General features: G+C 70.8%; 16 protein-coding genes and 1 tRNA gene. 5 read left to right on the top strand and 12 right to left on the bottom strand.

The window, feature by feature from the left end:
* Nucleotides 1-28: 28 nt before the first annotated feature.
* From selB to ACFYUV_RS34115, 3 genes are all read right to left on the bottom strand, one after another.
* Nucleotides 29-1,768: a selenocysteine-specific translation elongation factor gene (selB, locus tag ACFYUV_RS34125; RefSeq protein WP_387675872.1), complete on the bottom strand. Its 1,740-nt coding sequence runs from the start codon at nucleotides 1,766-1,768 to the stop codon at nucleotides 29-31.
* Nucleotides 1,759-2,169 carry a rhodanese-like domain-containing protein gene (locus tag ACFYUV_RS34120; RefSeq protein WP_387676619.1) on the bottom strand — a complete coding sequence of 137 codons (411 nt, stop codon included), beginning with the start codon at nucleotides 2,167-2,169 and terminating at the stop codon, nucleotides 1,759-1,761. The genes selB and ACFYUV_RS34120 overlap by 10 nt, the downstream gene beginning before the upstream one ends.
* A 69-nt stretch (nucleotides 2,170-2,238) precedes the next feature.
* Nucleotides 2,239-2,334, bottom strand: a tRNA-Sec gene (locus tag ACFYUV_RS34115).
* Nucleotides 2,335-2,481: 147 nt separating this feature from the next.
* Here ACFYUV_RS34115 and ACFYUV_RS34110 point away from each other — a divergent pair.
* Nucleotides 2,482-3,066: a hypothetical protein gene (locus ACFYUV_RS34110; RefSeq protein ID WP_358298056.1), complete on the top strand. Its 585-nt coding sequence runs from the start codon at nucleotides 2,482-2,484 to the stop codon at nucleotides 3,064-3,066.
* 38 nt (nucleotides 3,067-3,104) lie between these two features.
* Here ACFYUV_RS34110 and ACFYUV_RS34105 read toward each other — a convergent pair whose 3' ends face one another.
* The 6 genes from ACFYUV_RS34105 to ACFYUV_RS34080 all read right to left on the bottom strand — a co-directional run bounded on the left by ACFYUV_RS34105 (nucleotide 3,105) and on the right by ACFYUV_RS34080 (nucleotide 6,409).
* Nucleotides 3,105-3,665 (bottom strand): hypothetical protein, encoded by a 561-nt coding sequence (locus ACFYUV_RS34105; protein ID WP_358298058.1) that lies wholly within the window; start codon nucleotides 3,663-3,665, stop codon nucleotides 3,105-3,107.
* A gap of 206 nt (nucleotides 3,666-3,871) precedes the next feature.
* Nucleotides 3,872-4,222: a hypothetical protein gene (locus tag ACFYUV_RS34100; protein WP_387675868.1), complete on the bottom strand. Its 351-nt coding sequence runs from the start codon at nucleotides 4,220-4,222 to the stop codon at nucleotides 3,872-3,874.
* Nucleotides 4,223-4,272: 50 nt separating this feature from the next.
* Nucleotides 4,273-4,827 carry a hypothetical protein gene (locus ACFYUV_RS34095; protein WP_352354283.1) on the bottom strand — a complete coding sequence of 185 codons (555 nt, stop codon included), beginning with the start codon at nucleotides 4,825-4,827 and terminating at the stop codon, nucleotides 4,273-4,275.
* Nucleotides 4,824-5,390: a MauE/DoxX family redox-associated membrane protein gene (locus ACFYUV_RS34090; RefSeq protein ID WP_358298064.1), complete on the bottom strand. Its 567-nt coding sequence runs from the start codon at nucleotides 5,388-5,390 to the stop codon at nucleotides 4,824-4,826. The genes ACFYUV_RS34095 and ACFYUV_RS34090 overlap by 4 nt, the downstream gene beginning before the upstream one ends.
* Nucleotides 5,391-5,438: 48 nt before the next feature.
* The gene (locus tag ACFYUV_RS34085; protein WP_387675864.1) at nucleotides 5,439-5,726 is read right to left on the bottom strand and encodes a hypothetical protein; all 288 of its coding nucleotides are present in this window, start codon (nucleotides 5,724-5,726) and stop codon (nucleotides 5,439-5,441) included.
* A gap of 98 nt (nucleotides 5,727-5,824) precedes the next feature.
* Nucleotides 5,825-6,409, bottom strand: coding sequence for a hypothetical protein (locus ACFYUV_RS34080; protein ID WP_387675862.1), 585 nt, complete (start codon nucleotides 6,407-6,409; stop codon nucleotides 5,825-5,827).
* A 93-nt stretch (nucleotides 6,410-6,502) separates the two neighbouring features.
* On the opposite strand from ACFYUV_RS34080, the gene ACFYUV_RS34075 reads away from it, so the two are divergent.
* From ACFYUV_RS34075 to ACFYUV_RS34065, 3 genes are all read left to right on the top strand, one after another.
* Complete coding sequence (locus tag ACFYUV_RS34075) at nucleotides 6,503-7,954, top strand: alpha/beta fold hydrolase (protein WP_387675859.1); 1,452 nt, start codon at nucleotides 6,503-6,505, stop codon at nucleotides 7,952-7,954.
* Between the two features lie 135 nt (nucleotides 7,955-8,089).
* A complete protein-coding gene (locus ACFYUV_RS34070) occupies nucleotides 8,090-10,126 on the top strand; it encodes a catalase (RefSeq protein ID WP_387675856.1) in 2,037 nt (678 codons plus the stop codon).
* 301 nt (nucleotides 10,127-10,427) lie between these two features.
* The gene (locus ACFYUV_RS34065) at nucleotides 10,428-11,255 is read left to right on the top strand and encodes an alpha/beta fold hydrolase (protein WP_387675853.1); all 828 of its coding nucleotides are present in this window, start codon (nucleotides 10,428-10,430) and stop codon (nucleotides 11,253-11,255) included.
* Nucleotides 11,256-11,462: 207 nt separating this feature from the next.
* Here the strand turns inward: ACFYUV_RS34065 and ACFYUV_RS34060 are convergent, their stop codons facing one another.
* Complete coding sequence (locus ACFYUV_RS34060; protein WP_387675850.1) at nucleotides 11,463-14,168, bottom strand: family 78 glycoside hydrolase catalytic domain; 2,706 nt, start codon at nucleotides 14,166-14,168, stop codon at nucleotides 11,463-11,465.
* Nucleotides 14,165-15,418: an MFS transporter gene (locus ACFYUV_RS34055; protein ID WP_387675847.1), complete on the bottom strand. Its 1,254-nt coding sequence runs from the start codon at nucleotides 15,416-15,418 to the stop codon at nucleotides 14,165-14,167. The genes ACFYUV_RS34060 and ACFYUV_RS34055 overlap by 4 nt, the downstream gene beginning before the upstream one ends.
* Before the next feature lie 126 nt (nucleotides 15,419-15,544).
* Between ACFYUV_RS34055 and ACFYUV_RS34050 the strand changes: the two genes are divergently transcribed.
* A complete protein-coding gene (locus ACFYUV_RS34050) occupies nucleotides 15,545-16,564 on the top strand; it encodes a LacI family DNA-binding transcriptional regulator (protein WP_387675844.1) in 1,020 nt (339 codons plus the stop codon).
* A 97-nt stretch (nucleotides 16,565-16,661) separates the two neighbouring features.
* Here the strand turns inward: ACFYUV_RS34050 and ACFYUV_RS34045 are convergent, their stop codons facing one another.
* Nucleotides 16,662-17,639 (bottom strand): helix-turn-helix domain-containing protein, encoded by a 978-nt coding sequence (locus tag ACFYUV_RS34045; RefSeq protein WP_387675841.1) that lies wholly within the window; start codon nucleotides 17,637-17,639, stop codon nucleotides 16,662-16,664.
* Nucleotides 17,640-17,688 lie beyond the last annotated feature (49 nt).

Here is a 17,688-nt window from a genome sequence, read left to right as displayed (position 1 = left end):
CCCGCGGGCCCGCAGGTGCACGGGTGCGTCAGCGCCCCACGGGCGGGACGCAGATTCGGGAGTCGTTGTCGACCCGACGGGTGTGGCCCCGGGCGTCGAGGTACTCCAGGAGCGGTACGGCGACGCGGCGGCTCGTGCCCAGGGCCGTGCGGGCCTGGCTGACGGTGAAGGGCGCGGGCAGCGTGCTCAGCACGGCGACCGCCAGCTCCGGCGCGTCCGGCAGGAGGACGACGTTCCGCCCGATGTGCAGCAGCGCCGCCGCACGCATGGCCGCGCCGAGGGCGGCGCCGGTCAGTTGCAGCTCGGTCAGGCGCTCGGCGGTGGGGGCGTCGAAGGGACGGCCGGCGAGGTCGCTCCGCAGCCGGGCGACGGCCTTCTCGACCTGCGGCGGCATCGGCGCCCGCGCCCGGTCGCCATCGATGATCACTCCTGCTCTGACCGTCAACGGCTCGGCGACCAGCGCCCGCGCCAGCCGCCGGTCGGGCAGGCCGAGCAGCCGGGCGGCGGCCTCCACCGTGATCCCCTGGTCGCGCTGCGACACCTGCTCCGTCAGGCGGCGCCGCAGCTCGGACCAGTGGCCGGGGTCGGCGAACCAGTCGCCTGTCACCGGCGGCCCATCGGGGGCGGCGCCCATCGCGGTCAGCTCGGCCCGGCTCAGCAGTCCGTGCCAGCGCAGCAGGTCGGCGGCGGTGGGCACGGTCACGCCGGCGAGCGCGGCTCCCCTGACCGCCGCGGCTCCCCGTCGTCGCAGGGGCGCCGGCCGTACGTCGAGGACGCGCACCCCCGCCACGATCATCCGGCGGCCCGGATCGCGGAGCAGGCCGTGGTCCCCGGCCCTGAGCGGCAGGGGCCGGGCCAGGGTGAGACGGGCCGTGCCCGCGCCGAGAGGGCGCAGCCGGACCGGGACGGCGGCGGAGCCCAGGTGGAAGACGAGTTCCCGGCCGACGTCCGCGCCGGGCTCCAGGCGCACGTCCGCCGTCCGGGTGGTGATCCAGGCGTCCGGGGTCAGCAGCGGGGTGCCCCGGGGCAGCGAGTCGCGATCGGCGCCCCTGACGTTGACGGCGACGCGGGCCGTCGCCGACACCGCGTCCCGCCGCTGGTTGAGCGTCTGAAGGCCGCGGACCTGGAGCCGGTCCGGCCCGGCGAGCAGTTCGTCGCCCACCCGCAGCGTGCCGTGCGTGAGCGTGCCGGTGACGACGGTTCCGGCCCCGGTGACGGTGAACGCCCGGTCGATCCACAACCGCACCGGGCCGTCCCGGCGCGGTTCCGGGAGGCCGGCCGCGAGCCGGTCGAGCGCGGCGGACAACTCGGGCAGGCCCTGCCCGGTCCGGGCGCTGACGGAGACGGCGTCGATCCCCGACAGGCTCGTCCCCTCCAGGTGGAGGCGGGCCTCCTCCAGCGCCGGTCCGGGATCGGCGAGGTCGGTGCGGGTGACCACGAGCAGGCCGTGCCGCACGTCCAGGGCGTGCAGGGCGGCCAGGTGCTCGGCGGACTGGGCCCGCCACCCCTCGTCCGCCGCCACCACGAACATGACCGCGGGGCAGGGGCCGACGCCGGCGAGCATGTTGGTGACGAACCGCTCGTGCCCGGGAACGTCGACCAACGCCAACTGCCGGCCGGAGCCGAGCGTGGTCCAGGCGAAGCCGAGGTCGATCGTCATGCCCCGGCGTCGTTCCTCGGCCCAGCGGTCAGGGTCCATCCCGGTGAGCGCGCGGACCAGGGCCGACTTGCCGTGGTCCACGTGCCCGGCGGTGGCGATCACCCACATGCGCGCTCGGCGGCCGTCAGCCTCGTGTCCGTGCCCGGTTCGCCCGGACCGCGCGGCCGGGTGAGGACGGCGGGGCGGCTCACCCTCAGCCCGTCCGCGATCCACGCCTGGAAGCCGCCGATCACGTCGGTGGCGTTCGCCAGCCCGATCTGCCTGAGGGCCGAGGCGGCCAGGCTGGAGGAGTATCCCTCGTCGCACAGGACGATCCAGCGGATGTGCGCCGAGGTGGCCTCGGGGATCCGCGCGGCGCATCGGGGATCGAGCCGCCACTCCAGATGGTTGCGTTCGATCACGATGGCGCCGGGCACCTCGCCGCCGCTGCGCCGCTGGAATTCCGGCCGGGTGTCCACGATGTAGGCGTCACCACGACTCGCCGCGGCGAGAGCCTCGGCAGGCGGCAGGCGGCGCAGCCCGGCACGTGCCCGAGCCAGTAACGCGTCGATGCTCAGCAGGACTCCAGGGGTGAGGTCTGGCGGAGGCGGACGGGAATCGAACCCGCCGCGCCGAGATGCTCGGCGCCATCGGTTTTGAAGACCGAGAGGGCCACCAGGCACCCGGACGCCTCCGCTGGTGATCTTAACCCGCTCGGGGGCTCCGACTGAAGATCTTTCTCACGCCGGGCCACATGCTCGCGGACGGCGACCACGGCGCACCGCGCTGTGGTGATCCACTGACGTCTGGCCACCTCCGGCGGCGAGGTGTACAACTGGATAATGATCTTCAAAGGTGTACGCAGGGGATCGATCTGGGCGGCGCTGGTGGCGCTGCTGCCGTCCTTGACCGCTTGTGCCACCGGGGAGGCCGACGCGGGAACGGCGGCGCAGTCGTCCGGCCGGCCGGGAAGCCTGGCGAATCCGCGGGTGCTGAACTGCGCGAACCGCAACGGCGAGTTCCCGGGAGAGAAGACGGCGAGCCGCACGGCCGAGCCGGACGACCTCGTGGTGGGGCCGTTGCTCATCCCCGGGCTGCTCGCGTGGGGCGACGCGCGGGCCGAGCAGTACGGAAGCGACCACAGGTTCAAGGTCGGCGCGCTGGTCAGGAAGGGCAAGACGATCACGGTGTCCATCCCGGCGAAGTTCCACGACAGCGCGGGCCTGCTCTACTCCGAGCCGTCCAGGAACGCCCGCACCCCGGCCGAGGCCGATCACTCGGTGTCCTTCACCGCGTGCTCCGACCACGACACGATGTTCGTGGGCGGCTTCTACGTGAAGGAGCCCGCGTGCGTCCCGCTGGAGTTCCGGGTGCCGGGCGAGCCCGTCGTCCGGCGTGAGATCTCCTTCTTCAACGGCGCCTGCTGACCTTCGACGCGCCGCCCGCGCGAGCGGCGGGCGGCGCGTCAGCCCAGGAACGACGAAGCGACGACGCCGGCGAACACGACCGTGAGCAGGCCCAGCATCAGCCGCCTGACCGGCTTCTCCTTCTCCATGAGCCAGTCGATCAGCCACATCGGCTCAGGGATCTCCACCAGGTCCTTCGACGACGGCACGATCGCGACCAGCGCGAAACCCGGCCAGGTGAAGCCGATCGCGTAGGCGAGACCCGCCCACCACGGCACCAGGCCGAACAGCGTGACGCCGAGCGCCGCCCAGGTGAGCGAGGTGACCCTGAACGTGGTCAGGACCAGGCCGGTGTCCAGCCCCCACAGGAGCGCTCCCCTGGCCGGGCCGAACCGGTAGAAATGCTGCTGCGGAGTCTGGCGCCGCCACATGGGCGTGCGCAGCCCGAACAGGCCGGAGTCGATGACCAGGCAGGCGAGCATCACCGTCGCCGCGGCGAGCTTGGCGCCCGTCCCGGGCATCCCGCCGAACAGGCCGGAGCCGAGCAGGTGCACCAGCCCGTACGCGAGCAGCGCGGAGAGGCTGAAGCCGAGCATGAGCATGAGGATCGGCCGGTACATGGGCTTCTCCCCGGGAACTCTCCCCTGGACCAGGGGGCGGAGGTATCCGACGAAGGAAAGACCTCAAAAGCTGAACAACTGCGCGAAGCCCGCGCTCGCGATGAGCAGGAGCAGCGCGAAGGTCAGCCAGGTGTCAAGGGACACGACATCCTCCATCCGGAGTGGCCGGCCGCGGCCATCGCGCCGGACCGGCCACCCGGTCGCTGTCAGCAGCCGTTGGCGTTGACGGTCCAGCCGGCCGAGCAGATGAACGGGCCCGTACCGCAGTCGGCGCCCTTCGTGCACTCACCGCAGGCGTACTTCCGCTGGTACGGCGCCGAGCCGCTACAGCACTGCCACACCTTCATGCTGTAGCCGGACGGGCAGACGTACTGTCCGCTGCTGTTGGTCTTGCAGAACGTGTTGGGGAGGGCGAGGTTGCAGCAACGCCAGTTCGCCGCCGCCGCCGGCTTGGTCATCACGGTCGCGCCCGCGACCGCGCCGATCGCCGCGACGCCGACCCTGCCCATCCAGCCGAGGAATCCTCGCCGGTTCGACGCGTCCGGTCCTTCCGACATTTTGTGGAGGTGATCCATGTTGGCCTCTCTGGCCGTGGGGTGAAATCGGATCAGTGCCGTACGGAGGGCTTGCCGGCCAGGTTGTGCTTGTAGGGAACAGGGGCGGCCGCGTACATCTGCCTGACCGTCGGCACCGTGTGGGCCCGTGTCAGCTTCCCCTCGGTGACGTGGAGTGCGACGGGTGTGATGTCGAGCCCGATGCTGCCGACGATGCTCTCGTCCTCGTCGAGGACCACCCGCTCGCCGTACAGCCCGAACTCGGCGATGAACTCGTTGCCGTCCCCGGACACCGGGACGACCACGACCCACATCGATGGCGGCACCGCTCCCCCACGCAGCGCCGACGCCAGGTTGTGGCAGGTCTCGCACTTGTTGGACAGGAACAGCACCATGGCCCGCTCGGCCTCGTCGAGGGCCGCCGGCAGGCCGAAGCGGCTCGGCGGGGCACCCTCCAGGGTTCCCAGCTCCACCGGGGTGGGCTTGTCCTCCATGTCGAGGTAGCCCCGGATCTGCTTGACCTGCTGGAAGAGTTCCACCTGCGCGCCGATCTGGACGAACAGCACCACGGCCAGCAGGCAGATCACGATGAGCAGCACCGTCGTCATGCGGCGTGCACCTCCGCTTCGGGTTGGGTGGGGTCGGGAAGCACCATCCGGTCCTCCCGCAGCGGGCGCAACAGGCGCAGTTCGGCCCTCAGCTTCCAGGCGACCATGGCCAGCAGCGCCACGGCCAGGCCGAGCAGGCCCTCCTGCCCGGTCCAGGTCGGCGGGTTCGCCTCGGCCAGCACGACAAGCGCCAGCCACAGCGGGAGGTACAGCACCTGGCGCCAGCCGAGCACCGCGCCGCCGTTCCCGAAACAACCGCACTTGATCTTCTCGCCACGGCTCAGCGCGCGGATCCCGGCGCCGGCGAACGCCAGCGCCAGCAGCACGATGAGCGCGCGGGGCCACAAGGCGGACGGCGCCACCGTCAGGCCGATCACGGCCAGCATCTCGACGCCGATCACCGCGATCGCGGCATGCCTTCCCAGAGCCGCCGGACCGAGTTGTGCGATGGTCCGGCCGAGTTCGCGGTGGGTTATGGTCTTTGACAGTGTCGCTATCAGGAAAACCACGATGAGTACGGCCTGAGCAGCGGCTCCGGTCGCAACTGCCGCATTCAGATTCATCCGTCGCTCCCGTCAGGGTCGGATGAACGAAAAAGTATGGTACGGGCCTTAAATGATCAACTCTTGACAAGATCGATTTCGCGGGATACCCGAGGACGGCGCCCGGTCGGTCGCGCTTTGGGCAAGTGCGTACCGTCGCCCGGGACGGCCTGGGCGACGTTCGCCGTGATCGGCCAGAAGCAGCGCGAACACCCCGGTGCCGCAGCCGATGTCCAGCACTCGGCGCGCCTTGAACTCCTCCGCCATCCGGAGGTAGGCGTCGAGGTCACGGCGGTCGGGGTCGAGCGGATCGTGGATCGCGGCGAGTCGTGGATGCCCGAAGCACTCGTCAGACATGCGGCCGGACGTATGCGGGCCGAGAACGAACGGCTACCGGGTTCGGGACGGCGCGTGCCGGTACGCACCTCCAGCGCGCCCATTGATCCCGAAGTCCGTCACTGCGCTGCCGGCCGGGTTTCCGGTGGTCGGCCGGGGTGACGGTCGAGGAGGTCGGCGAAGGCCGCCGCCGCGTTGTCGGCGCGCGCCGGGTCCGCGGCGACCATGCGGTCGAGCGCCAGGCCGTCGAGTGTGGCGAGGATGAGGTCGGCGAGCGGCTCCGCCTCGCCCGCCGCGACCCCCAGGGCGAGAAGGCCGCTCCGCAGCGGCTCGCGCCACGGCCCGCGCAGTTGTTCGACGGCGGCCCTCCAGCGTTCGGGTTCCTTGGCGGCGAGGACGGAAAGGTCGAGATAGAGCCGGGTGGCCTGCGTGCCGCTCGGGTGCGCGAGGCTGGACCACAGATGCCTGACGAGGTCGGCGACGCTGCGCACCGCCTCGCCGGGAGGTTCGGCCGCCGCGGCCAGCCGCTGCTGCGCGAGCGCGAGGGCGGCGCCGACGAGCCGTTCCTTGCTGCCGAAGTGGTAGATCAGCATGCGGTCGCTGGTGTTCAGGGCGGTGGCCAGCGGACGCAGCGACAACCCGATCAGACCGTGTTCGAGCACGTAGTCCAGCACTTGCTCGGCCAGCTCGGCACGACGATCCATGGCTCGACCGTAGCAGTCCCGCCCACGAATGTAGCGCATGCTACATTCGTATGCATGTAGCGACTGCTACATCCAAAGGGGGTGGCGATGATCGTGAACAGGATTGCGCCCGTACTCGCACCGCTGGTGTGGGGAGCGGTCGCGGGGGTGAGTACGCCGCGCGGGCCGCTGACCCCGGCAGCGGCGTTGACCAGCATCGGGCTCAGCCTGGTGGTGGGCGGGGTCGCCGGATACCTCGCCAGGTCGCGATGGGCGATGATCGCGGCGCCGGCGGTGTTCGCCCTGGTCTTCGAGATCGTCCGGACCGGCGCGGAAGGGCCGAGCGTCGACGCGCCTCAGGGCGGGCTGTTCGGAGTGCTCGCGTTCCTCGCCGGGCGGGGCGTGCACGGGCTGCTCGCGTTGCTTCCGATGCTCGTCGGCGCCGCCTGGGGAACCGGCCTGGCCAGATCAGGACAGGGAACCGGCCTGGCCCGATCAGGGTCGGGAGCGGGCCGCGTCCGGCGCCTGCTCGGCCGGACGCTGATCGGCGTGCTCGCGGTGATCGTCGCCGCGCCGGCGATCGGCGTCGCGCTGCCCGCGAGCACCGCCCCGATCGCCGGTGAGCGTGCCGTCGCCGAGCTGACGACCGTCCCGAGCGGCTCCCACCGGCTCGGACTGATGATCCGCGGCCGGGACACGGCCAAGCCGGTCCTGTTGTTCGTCCCCGGCGCGCCCGGCGCGGCCGAACGCGGAGCGGTGCGCAGGCATCTGTCCGCGCTGGAGGACCACGCCGTCGTCGCCACCCTCGACCGCCGCGGCGGCGGCAGCTCCTACCCGGCGCTCGAACCCACCGCCACGCTGACCCCGGCGAGCGAGACCGGCGACATCCTCGCCGCCGCGGACTACCTCAGAACCCGATTCGGCAAGGACCGGATCTACCTCCTGGCGCACTCCGGGGGCACCCTGCCGGCGGTGCTCGCCGTGCAACGGCGGCCCGAGCTGTTCCACGCCTACGTCGGCGTCGGTCAAGCAGTGAACACCGGCGCCGCCGACCGCGTCCAGTACGCCGACACCCTCGCCTGGGCGCGCCGCCACCGTGACCGCGACCTCGTCGCCGCGCTGGAGGCCGTCGGGCCCCCGCCCTATGCCGGCATGTACGGTTACGAGCCGATGCTGCTCGCCGAGAGCAAGGTCTACGCGACCGGGAACGGACAGGGCGGCCTCGACGAGAGCCTGGCGGCGCCCGAATACTCCTTGCTGGACAAAGTGCACCTCGTCACCGGCTTCCTCGACGCCTACGACCGCTACTACCCGCGGGCCCGCGACCTCGACCTGCGGACGCGCGTCCCGCGGCTCGCCGTCCCCGTCCACTTCATCGACGGCGCCGACGAGGTCCCGGAACGCAGCCGGCTGCTGGACGACTGGTACGCCACACTCGTAGCGCCGCACAAGGAACACACCGTCCTGCCCGGCGCCGGGCACCGGTCGCTGTTCGAGCAGCCGGACGGGTTCACCGACATCCTCGTCGGGCGCGTCCTGGCCACCGGCGCCAGAACGCGCATCTGAGCGGGAGCACGCCCCGGTCGCGGTCGCGCCCCTGGTCCCGTTCGGAGGCAGGCGTGCCACGGTTGGAGAAGGCATGAGCGCGGGTACGAATGGCCGTGGCCCCCCGGTCGACCGAACAGCGATCACGGGGGACTCATGGCGCACAGCAACAGCCACAAGCAGCAGCAGCTCGACCAGTACCGGGTGGATTCCGCCAACACGCGCTACACCACCGACCAGGGCGTGCGCGTCGACGACACCGACAACTCGCTGTCGATCGGTGAGCGCGGCCCGACGATCCTGGAGGACTTCCACTTCCGGGAGAAGGTGACGCGCTTCGACCACGAGCGCATCCCGGAGCGGGTGGTGCACGCGCGCGGCTCGGGGGCGCACGGGGTGTTCCAGGTGTATGAGTCGCTGGCCGAGTACACCTGCGCCGACTTCCTGTGCGATCCGGCGCTGCTCACACCCGTGTTCGTGCGCTTCTCCACGGTGGCGGGCTCCCGCGGGTCGGCCGACACGGTGCGGGACGTACGCGGTTTCGCGACCAAGTTCTTCACCCGGCAGGGCAACTACGACCTGGTGGGCAACAACTTCCCGGTGTTCTTCGTGCAGGACGCGATCAAGTTCGCCGATTTCGTGCACTCGGTCAAGCCCGAGCCGCACAACGAGATCCCGCAGGCGCAGTCGGCGCACGACACGTTGTGGGACTTCGTGCAGTTGCAACCGGAGACGATGCACACGGTCATGTGGCTGATGTCGGATCGGGCGATCCCGCGCAGCTTTCGCATGATGCAAGGGTTCGGTGTGCACACCTTCCGGCTGGTCAACGCCGCAGGGCGGGGCACGTTCGTGAAGTTCCACTGGCGGCCGGCGCTCGGCACCCACTCGCTGGTCTGGGATGAGGTGCTGCGCATCCAGGGCAACGACCCCGACTTCAACCGGCGCGATCTGTGGGATGCGATCGAGGCCGGCCAGTACCCGGAGTGGGAGCTGGGCCTGCAACTGGTGCCGGAGGAGGACGAGCACAAGTTCGACTTCGACCTGCTCGACCCCACGAAGATCATCCCGGAGGAGGAGGTGCCCCTGCGGACGGTGGGCAAGATGACGCTCAACCGCAATCCGGACAACTTCTTCGCCGAGACCGAGCAGATCGCCTTCTGCACCGCCAACGTGGTGCCCGGCATCGACTTCACCAACGACCCGCTGCTGCAGGGCCGCAACTTCTCCTACCTCGACACCCAGCTGCTCAGGCTGGGCGGCCCGAACTTCCAGCAGATCCCGATCAACCGCCCGCTCGCGCCAGTGCACAACGACAACCGCGACGGCTTCCACCAGCACATGGTCCATACGAGCCACACCAGCTATTCCAAGAACTCCATCAGCGGCGGCTGTCCCGCGACCGGAGTGCTGGCCGGTGACATGACCGGCGTCTTCAGGCACTACACCGAGCGGGTCGAGGGCGAGAAGATCCGCCGGCGCAGCCCCAGCTTCGCCGACCACTACAGCCAGGCCACCCTGTTCTGGAACAGCATGTCGGACTGGGAGCAGCACCACATCATCAAGGCGTTCCTGTTCGAGCTGGGCCACGTGCAGCGCCGCTACATCAAGGAGCAGGTGGTCGAACGACTGGCCAACGTGGACACCGGGCTGGCCGGGCATGTGGCCGCCGGGCTCGGCCTGCCCGCCCCGGCTCCGAAGGGCAGCAACCACGGCAAGTGCTCCCCGGCGCTCAGCCAGGCCGGCCAGCCCACCAGCCTGGCCACCCGCAAGATCGCGATCTTGGTGAGTGACCAGACCGACGCCGGCGCCCTGCATCCGGTGATGCAGGAATTGGAGAGCGGCAAGGCGGTCTGCGATGTGATCGCGCCGCACGAGGGGATGGCCGGATCGCTGGCAGTGGACAAGCAGGTCAGCGCGGCCTCCTCGGTGCTGTACGACGCGGTGCTGTGCACCGGCGGCGAGGAGCTGACCGGCAACGGGCAGGCCGTGCAGTTCGTCCGCGAGGCGTTCAAGCACGGCAAAGCCATCGGCGTGCTGCCGGACGGCGTACCGCTGCTGGAGGCCGCCGCCCTGCCCGGACGCCAGGGCGTCGTCGACTCCACGGCGGCGAACGGCTTCACCGGGCAGTTCATCGCCGCCATCCTGCAACACCGCCATTACGACCGGGACGTGGCCGCCTTCCCCGCCTGAGCAGGCTCATGACCCGCCGCTCAGCCTCATGCGTCCACGACGCGGCCTCACCCTGGCCACCGGCGAAGGTCACCGGCGAGGTGATCAAACACCGGAGTCCGGAAACGGAGCGCGGGCGGTCCTGCAAAGAGACCCGAACCCGGCCTTGGCCCTATCCAAACGACGAACTGCGGTAACTACCGCCATGGGCGATACGTTCGCGGGCCCGCCCGCCGTCATGTTCCACCGATGCGGCGGTCGGGCCCGCCCGCGCGCGCGGGTTCCATCGACACCAGCCATCGACCCTCGAGAGGGGTTCACGGTGCCATACATCACCACCCGTGACAACGAGCAGATCTTCTTCTACGACTGGGGCAGCGGCCCGCCGGTGATCTTCATCCACGGCTGGCCGCTGAACGCCGACGCCTGGCACGACCAGATGAAGATGGTCGTCGACAACGGGTTCAAGGCGATCGCGCACGACCGGCGCGGGCACGGTCGCTCGAGCCAGCCCTACGACGGCTATGACTTCGACACCTTCGCCGACGACCTGGCCGATCTCATCAACACCCTCGACCTGCGCGACGTCACGCTGGTGGCACACTCCATGGGCGGCGGGGAACTGGCCCGCTACGTCGGCCGGCACGGCACCTCCCGCCTGAGCAAGGCGGTGCTGCTGTCGGCGGTGCCGCCGCTCATGCTCAAGACGCCCGACAACCCCGAGGGCACGCCTCAGGAGGTGTTCGACAAGATCAAGAAGGGCATCCTGGCCGAGCGCTCACAGTTCTGGCGCGACACCGCCGACGGCTTCTTCGGCGCCAACAGGCCAGGCAACAAGGTGACTCAAGGCAATAAGGACGCCTTCTGGCTGATGGCCATGGCCGAGAACATCCAGGCCGGCGTGGCGTGCGTGGACGCCTTCTCCGCCACCGACTTCACCGCCGACCTGAAGAAGTTCGACATCCCCACCCTGATCGTTCACGGCGACGACGACCAGGTCGTGCCGATCGCGGCGTCTGCCGACAAGTCCGCCAAGATCATCCCTGACTGCGTGTACAAGGTGTACCAGGGCGGCTCGCACGGCATCGCGCTGGTGCCTGGCGACAAAGAGAAGTTCAACTCCGACCTGCTGGACTTCCTGAACGGCTGACTTGCTCCATCTGACGGGCGAGACCACCGACCTCCCGCGGCCCCGCCCGTCAGATGGAGGCGACCATGCATCCTGGCGATCAGGGAAACGCCGACTGGTAGGTTTCCCGCGGCATCGCCCTCGCTTGCCGCACCACGTCCGGAGCAGCCCGTGCCCTCCCGCCCACCGGAGCTGAGGGCCGTCCGCTGCGCCCGGCCCGACCTCGGCTCACGGCCGCAGTTGCTCTTCCAGGGCCGACTGCAGCCGCGCGACCTGTTCCGGTCTGGCACGCGGGGCGACCACGGAGGCCAGCTCGGACAGCGGCAGGCGCAACCCGCGAGCGGCCAGGGCCGCCGGATCGCCGATCACGCCATGGGCGGTCATCACCCGTGTCAGGCGCTCCCACAGCCAAGCGTCGTCGACGGCGTCCGCGATCACTTCCGGGGACGCCGGCGGCGGCAGCTCGGCCTTCCACTGATGACGGCCGGGGCCGGTCCTGAACGGTTCGCGCCCCGGCAGGTGCACGATCGCCTCGGTCCCCGGCGGCACCCGCGCTTCGAGGATGAGGGTGCCGTCACTGATCCGCCACGCCACGCCCGCATCGCCGTACGGGGTCTCCAGATCGGCCTCTGCCCAGGTCAGCCCATGTCCCGGCAGCGGGCGGACCTCGATCCGCCGGTAGCCGGGGGCGGCGGGCGCGAGGCCGGCCACCCGCCGGTGCAGCCAGTCGGCGACCGCGCCCAGCGCATAGTGGTTGAACGAGGTCATCTGGCCGGGGTTGATCGAGCCGTCGGGCAGCATGCTGTCCCAGCGTTCCCAGATCGTCGTCGCCCCCATCGTCACCGGGTAGAGCCACGACGGGCAGGAGCGTTCCAGGAGCAGCCGGAACGCCAGGTGCGGGTATCCCGCCTCGGTGAGCGCGTCCGTGATCAGCGGCGTGCCGACGAATCCGGTCGCCACCCGGAAGCCGTTGGCTCGCACCAGGTCGGCCAGCCTCGTTCCAGCCGCTTCCCGCTGCTCCGGCGTCGGCAGCAGGTCCCAGTGCAGGGCCATCGCGTAAGCCGTGGGAGTGTCGCTGACCATCAGCCCGCGGTCCGTGACGTAGGCGGCCGCGAACGCACGCCTCACCTGCGCCGCCAGGTCTCGGTAGCGTCGCGCGTCCTCGCTCATGCCGAGCACGGTGGCGGTCCTGGCCAGCAGGTCGGTGCTGCGGATGTAGTGCGCGGTGGCGACCAGGTCCTTGTCCGTGCGGGAGTCGCCGGGCGCGTCCGGCGGGGCGGCCGGGTCCAGCCAGTCGCCGAACTGGAACCGGCCGGCCCACAGGCCGTCCTCCCCCGCGAAGGCGCGCAGCCGTTCCACCCACGCCCGCATGCTCGGATACTGCTCACGCAGCACCTCGGCGTCGCCGTAACGCTCGTAGAGGGTCCATGGCACGATCGTGGCCGCATCGCCCCACGCGGCGGCAGCGGGAAGGATGTTGTGGTGGACGTTCGGCACCACGAACGGCACGCAGCCGTCCTCGAACTGCTCCGCCGCCAGATCCCGCAACCACGAGGACAGGAAGGACGAGCAGTCGGCCAGGAAGGCGGCCGCGGGCGCGAAGACCTGGATGTCGCCCGTCCAGCCGAGCCGTTCGTCCCGCTGGGGGCAGTCGGTCGGCACGTCGAGGAAGTTGCCGCGCATGCTGCGCACCACGTTGTCGTGGAGCTGCTGCACATCGGGATCCGAGCAGCGGAAATGCCCTGTGGGGCGCAGGTCGGAACTGAGGACGACCGCTTCGACCGACTCGATCTCCTCAGGAGCCACGCCACGCAGCCCCGCGTACCTGAAGCCGTGGAAGGTCAGCGACGGCTCCAGCACCTCGGTCCGTCCACCGGCCAGCACGTAGCGGTCGGTGGCTTGGGCACTGCGCAGGGGGCGGACGCCCAGTTCACCGTCCTCCAGCACTTCGGCGTGCCGGACGACGACTTCCTGCCCGGCACGCCCGCGCACGCGCAGCCGTACCCAGCCCACCAGGTTCTCCCCGAAATCCACCAGCAGCTCCCCCGACGGGGCCGCGTACCGCCTGCCGCCCGGCACCGCGGCGACCGGCCGAACAGGCGGAGAGTCGCCGGGGAAGAGCTGGTCGAGCGGCTCGTCGAGCACCTCCACCGGTTCGCCCGGTCCGCGCCCGATCCGCAGGTCGGTGGTCTGTCCGTCGTAGAGGTCGTCAGCGAGGACGCCCGTGGCGTGGGCCCGCCAGCTCTCGTCGGTCACCACCAGGTGCGTGCTTCCGTCGGCGCACTCGATCTCCAGTTGCGCCAGCAGTGCGAGCCGGTCGCCGTACAGGGCTCGCTCGCCGCGCGAGTAGAGCCTGCCGCGGTACCAGCCGTTGCCGAGCAGCGCGGTGACCTCGTTCTCGCCCGGCCTGAGCAGGGCGGTCACGTCGTGGGTGCGGTAACGCAGCCGCCGGCCGTAACTGGTCCAGCCGGGCGCCAGTTCCTCGTCGGTGACGCGCTCGCCGTTGATCCGCGTCACGTGCAGCCCGAGCGCGGTGACATGCAGGCGGGCGCGTGTCACCGCCGCGGGCAGCTTCACGGTACGGCTCAGCAGCGGCGCGGCGGTGAGCACCCCGCCGAGGGTCCGCGGCGAGACGAAGCGCGCGCTCCAGTCCCCGGCGCCGAAGAGCGGCGTCTCGAAGGCCAGCGGCCGGCTCCAGTCGCCCCAGCGGCCCCGGCTGCCGACGCTGACGCGCAGCGCTCCGGCGGCGCGGGAGTCCAGTGGGGCGAACGGCCATCGCACGCCGAGCTGTTCGGCGCCCTCCGCCGTGTGCACGACGGGTCGCCTGCCGGCGAGGGTGAGCTCGACGCGGTAGGCGTCGAACGGCTCGGTGGTCCGCCAGGACAGACGCGGTCGCGGCGCCGGCATGCCGTGCAGCCGCAGGTCGACGCTCACCGGACCGCCACGGGGTCGGCGGTGGCCGGCATGCGGCGGCGCAGCGGGAAGATCCACGTCCAGGCGATCAGCGCGGCGATGAGCACGGCGGCGAGCAGCACCACCATCAGCGCCTGGGGGCTGGCGTCGGCGATCACCGGGGTGACCAGCGCGAAGCCCGCCGCCACGAACCGGGTGAAGGCTATGGCGACGCCTTGCGCGGTGCCTCTGATCAGGGTGGGGAAGAACTCCTGCGACCACACCTTGAAGATGACCTCGCCGGCAAAGCTCGCGCCGATCGTGATGGCGAACTTCAGGATGATCAGCGTCACCGTGTTCAGCCCCACGATCAGCGGGATCGCCGTTCCGATCGCCATGATCGCGACACCGATCGTGTAGAGCAGCATCCGGGCGGGCCCGTCCACGTACTTCATGAAGATCAGGATGGTGAGGAACCCGAGCGGATAGGCCAGCATCCCCACGAGGGTGGCCGTCGACACCTGCGCCCCGGCCACTTCGGTGAACAGGAACGTCTGGAACTGGCCGAACGTGTTGGCGACCAGGTTGCCGACGGCGTAGAAGAGGCCGAGCCCGACGACGGCGCCGAGGAGCGGCCTGGACGTCAGCACGCGCCAGGAGTCACCGCGCACGCCCTCGGCCGGGCCGGCCTGCTGCCGGTCGCGCTCGCGTACCCACTCCTCCGACTCACGCAGCCTCCGGCGCAGCACGAGCACCACCAAGGCCACGACGATCACGTGCAGGTAGATGATCCGCGCGCCGATCGTTCCGGTGCCCGAGACCAGGAACGCGATGAGGTAGGCAGCGAATCCGCCACAACTCCAGAGCACCTGCGAAAAGGCGACAAGCCTGGCACGCCGGCCTTCCGGCGCCTCCTCGGCCACCAGCGCCAAGGAGGTCGGAATGTCGGCGCCCATCGCCAGCCCCGTGACGGCCACACCGACGAAGATCATCCATGGCTGGACGGCGAAGGCCAGCAGCAGGAGACCGGCGACGAAGACGACCAGATCGTAGGTGAACACCCTGCGCCTGCCCAGCAGATCCCCGAGCCGCCCGCCGAACACGGCTCCAAAGGCCAGGCCCAGCGTCAGGACGGACGACGCCGTGCCGATCATCCACGGGCTCAGCCCGAGCTGCTGCTTGTACAGAACCAGCGCGGTGCCGGTCCCCACGATGGTGGCCGCGTCCATGTAGGAGGCCATGCCGCCGAGCGCGGCCGTCCTCCAGGCACGCCTGGCCGTCGTCTGTGTCATCTGCGTCGATACCTCGTGTAGGGGGTTCCACGGCCCGCACGCCGCTGGTCCGCGTTGTGTGAAGCGACTATTGTGGATCGATCTACATTTTTCAAGAGGGAAGTTCCGGACCGCTATGTTGCTGACATGAGTTCCTCGCGCCCCACGATCTCCGACGTCGCCGCCGCGGCAGGGGTGTCACGGGCTGCCGTGTCGAAGGTCCTGCGCGACGCCTACGGCGTGAGCCCGCGCATGCGCGAACGCGTCGAACGGGCCATCGCCGAGCTCGGCTACCGCCCCCGGGAAGCCGCCCGCGCCATGCGCACCGCCACCCGCACCATCGGGGTGGCCGTCCCCCTGCTGCGTGGCCAGTTCTTCGCCGACATCCTCGACGGCGTCTACGAGGAGCTGGACACCGGCCCCTACCGGATGCTCGTCTCCCCCTTCGACCACGAGACCAGCGAGCGGAACCCCGGCATGGAGTCGTTGTGGGACCGCGAGGTGGAAGCGGTCATCGTCGTCTCGCCGAAGGTGCGCGCGTCCTGGCTCGACTCCTTCGCCCAGCGGCTGCCGACGGTGGTGGTGGCCAGGCACGACGCGAGCGACCATTACGACCGCGTCGTCAACGACGACCGAGCAGGCGCGACCCTGGCCGTCGAGCACCTGGCGACGCTGGGGCACCGGTGGATCACTCACCTCTCGCACAACGTCTCCGGGCCCGGCATGCTGAGCCCGCATGCCGTACGCGAGTCCGGCTACCGCGAGGCGATGCAACGGCTGGGGCTCGACGCGTACCTGTCGGTGGTGACCTGCGGCGGCAGCGAGGCCGAGACCTACCGGGCCACGGCGGCGCTGCTCGACCGGGGGGATCCGCCGACCGCGCTGTTCGTCGGGTCCGACCAGGGAGCCTTCGGGAGCCTGCGGGCGCTGTCGGAGCATGGACTGCGAGTGCCCGATGACGTCTCTGTCGTGGGCTACGACGACACCCAGTTCGCCTCGCACCCGCGCTTCTCGCTCACCACCATCGCCCAGTACGGCACCGCCATGGGCCGCGTCGCGGCCGACCTGGCACTGGAGCGGATCAAGGCGCGCACGGAGGCACGGGAGTGGGTGTCACAGCCGGCGTTGATCGAGCGTGAGTCCACGGGCCCCGTACGCCTTCTCTGACGCCACCGGCCGGTGACGCCGCGGGCGGTCCGCACCAGGGTCGCCATGCGGCGCACGGCCTCCGCAGGAGGACGGAGAGTGCCTGGGTGCGCCCGGCTCAATCGCCTTCACGGTGGAGTCCCGAGCCGGTGACCAGGGCGTCGCCGAGTTCGGAGCGCAGGTAGAGGACCGAGCGGCCGTGGCGGGCGCTGGCCAGCAGGCCGGCGGCGCGCAGGGTGCGAAGGTGCTGGTTGACGGCCGAGGTGGTGACGCCCAGGCGGCCGGCCAGCTCGGTCGAGGAGGCGGGGGCTTCGAGCGCGGTGAGCAGCCCTGCCCGGGTGGCGCCCAGAAGGTCGGTGAGCACCGCCGGGGAGGTACGGGGCTCGGACTGCCAGAGCGTGCCGGCGCCCCGGGTGCCGTACATGACCAGAGGGGGCTCCGACGGCGAGATGGGGGTCGTGGGGGCCCGGCTGAAGAGGGTCGGGACCAGGGTGAGGCCCTCGCCGCTGGTGGCGCGCCGGTAGCGGGCGTCGCTGATCAGCCGCATGCGGACGACCCCGTCCTGCAGCTGGACGCGTTCGTTGAGGCCGGCGAACATCGCCGCCAGGCCGTGGGCCGAGATGACCTGGCCCCGGTGGACCACGTCGGCCTGCAGGACCGCCCGCATCCTGGGCCACCACGGCGCGAAGCAGGTGCGCCAGTAGTCGCGCAGCGCGTCCAGGATGCGGGCCGACGGGTCGCCGCGCAACGGCTCGGGGAGCCGGGGGTGGATGGAGCGCAGGTCGTCGAGCACGCGGCCGGCGGGCACGCGGGCCAGGGCGGCGAACTCGTCGTCGATGCGGGTGAGCGGCGCATGGGGGCGGGGCGACAGGTAGTCCGGCGTCCACATGTCGTCGTTGGTGAGCGCGCGCAGCAGGGGCACGTCCAGCGTGGAGCGGACCTGCTCGGTGCGGCGCAGCCAGGGCAGGTGCACCGGGTAGCGCCCGGGGTCGCGGAACGTGCGCAACGACAGCGTGAGCTCGTTGAGCGGCGAGATGGCGAAGCGGACGTCCGCGACGTCCATGCCCGCGAGCTCGTACTCGATCAGCCCCGGCATGAAGCCATACGCTACATCAATTGGCGACAAACGCCCTATCGCGGGATAA

Source organism: Nonomuraea sp. NPDC003560 (assembly GCF_042878785.1).
In the GTDB taxonomy this organism is placed as follows: domain Bacteria; phylum Actinomycetota; class Actinomycetes; order Streptosporangiales; family Streptosporangiaceae; genus Nonomuraea.
Note: the sequence above shows the minus strand (reverse complement) of the source record. Positions and strands in the feature narration are given on the sequence as shown.